This is a genomic window from Ruegeria sp. CDSA141 (genome assembly GCF_059612005.1).
In genome coordinates this window covers 1-1,816 of the sequence record NZ_JBXWPT010000050.1, presented here as the reverse complement: position 1 = coordinate 1,816, position 1,816 = coordinate 1, and the positions used below count along the sequence as shown (strand labels likewise).

The following is a 1,816-nucleotide window of genomic DNA, read 5'->3' as shown; positions in this document are numbered from 1 at the left end:
AAAGCGGCCGTTAATGGTCGATGATCTGCGGTTAAGTCCGTGAAGGTCGGCTTACCGATGTAACCGGACCTTAATCCTAATGCGAGCAAGGTCCGAGTTGCGGGACTAAGTTAGCGCGGAGAAAATCACCTTGATTGGTCGACCGTGCCACGGCAATGCCCGCGGCGGTGCAGCACTACTTCCCGAAACCGGACATTCAAATCGTGAAAATGGCCAAAACTCAATCCGGCCGTTCGCTGCGCTTCTGTTCTATGTCTCACATGCGGACAAAGCAGAAGTATGAACTCGGCCGCGAGAAAACCTGCGTACACATCTGGCAAACAGGCTCAATGCTGTGATCAGAACCTGACCCTAAACGCCAGCCCAACCAATGGCGCTGTTTCATAGCTCTGACGACTAATTTCCGCTCCATTCGCATCATCTAGCGTCAGGCGGCCGTCAAATTCTGCGCCCGCAAATACGCTCAATGAAACCCCAGGATTCGGGTTGTAGCCAACAGAAAGAACTACAGGGATACTCTTATCTTCACCTACTCCACCCGGGGCAAGGTCACTCCCATCCAACCTGAATCGAATCCTTTCCGACCGCGCGGTCAACGATAGGTCTATCGTGTCATTCAACGCATAACTCAGTGTCAATCCGGGACCTTGCGTCGCTCCTACACCAGAGCCAGTGTTCAAGTTCCAGCGATCATTTATGTCCCAGTCGACCAGCAAAGCCGGAAAAAAATCAGCACTGCCATCGTCAAATTGAGAAAACGCACCAAAGGCCGGGCCTATCGTCAGGCGCTCGCTCAGTTGCCAAGCAATACCAGCAAAAACACCATAGGTTCTGCCGTCAGATGAGGAGGCCCCGCTTTGATAGTCCCACCTGATTTGTGGCGACACAAAAACCGTTGTAGTATCACCCACACGAAACCGGACAGGAACAGCAATACGAAGGTCACGGATGTTTTCCCAAGGCTGGTTGTTCGGTTGGCTGAAGTTATAGTCCAGCTTGCCGAAGCTGGTGGAAAGCCCAACGGAGTTTCCTTCTTCCAGATTGTAAAGTGCGGTGACACGTAGAAATGTTCGACTTGCAGAGAACTCGCCACCGTCACTCAACTCCGCGTCCCCTTGAAACGCGGCAAGCCCATCAATCTGATACGCCCAACCTAGCCGGGGCTGTGCAGCAGAGGGAAACGCTGTGAACCCTAGGGAAATAGTTCCGAAGCAGCACGTTAGAGTAAGGTTTTTCATATGACATTTCCTACGTGACGCTGGATTTCCTTTGGGTCGATATTCCTGAACGAGCGGTTCGAGTCCTTTAAAGTCTGCTAGGCGGGACGAAGCAGCCTTTCGCAATTCGTTGAACAATACCCGAACATTCAGCGTTAATGACAGGCGCTTGGACTGCGCATTTTGTTTCGACATCTCGCCTAGTTTCAACTCTCAACCAGCTCATAGTGCTTAATCGTTCTAGCTTCGACCAATTCGGCTTCTGCCGCATCGACATGTGGCGACTGGTAGTCTTCCCCAACAAAGGCTTTCAGAGAGGCAAGGTCTTTCCAGATCATCACGAAACTGAACTCTCTCGGACTATCTGAGCGAGATGCACCGGGAAGAACTTGTACGATACCCTTGGTCCCCCTCATTAATGGAATAGCGGTATTGTGAAAGAACTCACCGAACTCCTTTTCCTTACCTTCTCGAACCAATACCTGAAAAATGCGCATAATCATCTTACCCCTCCTTTTGGTTTGGCGGGGTCTCCGTCTGCATGATCGCCTCAAGATCAACTCATAGCAGCACGGCTTAAAAATGTCGCCTATGGGCTC

Annotated in this window: 2 protein-coding genes; both read right to left on the bottom strand. The window is 51.3% G+C overall.

Features of this window, described 5'->3' with window-relative positions; all coding sequences use genetic code 11:
- Positions 1-338 precede the first annotated feature (338 nt).
- The gene (locus AC2FLP_RS22055) at positions 339-1,238 is read right to left on the bottom strand and encodes a hypothetical protein (RefSeq protein ID WP_496686556.1); all 900 of its coding nucleotides are present in this window, start codon (positions 1,236-1,238) and stop codon (positions 339-341) included.
- Between the two features lie 185 nt (positions 1,239-1,423).
- Complete coding sequence (locus AC2FLP_RS22050) at positions 1,424-1,720, bottom strand: antibiotic biosynthesis monooxygenase family protein (RefSeq protein WP_299895612.1); 297 nt, start codon at positions 1,718-1,720, stop codon at positions 1,424-1,426.
- Positions 1,721-1,816 lie beyond the last annotated feature (96 nt).

Coding starts and splice junctions, on each gene's coding strand:
- AC2FLP_RS22055 (WP_496686556.1), bottom strand. CDS start 1,238: ATGAAAAACCTTACTCTAACGTGCTGCTTCGGAACTATTTCCCTAGGG.
- AC2FLP_RS22050 (WP_299895612.1), bottom strand. CDS start 1,720: ATGATTATGCGCATTTTTCAGGTATTGGTTCGAGAAGGTAAGGAAAAG.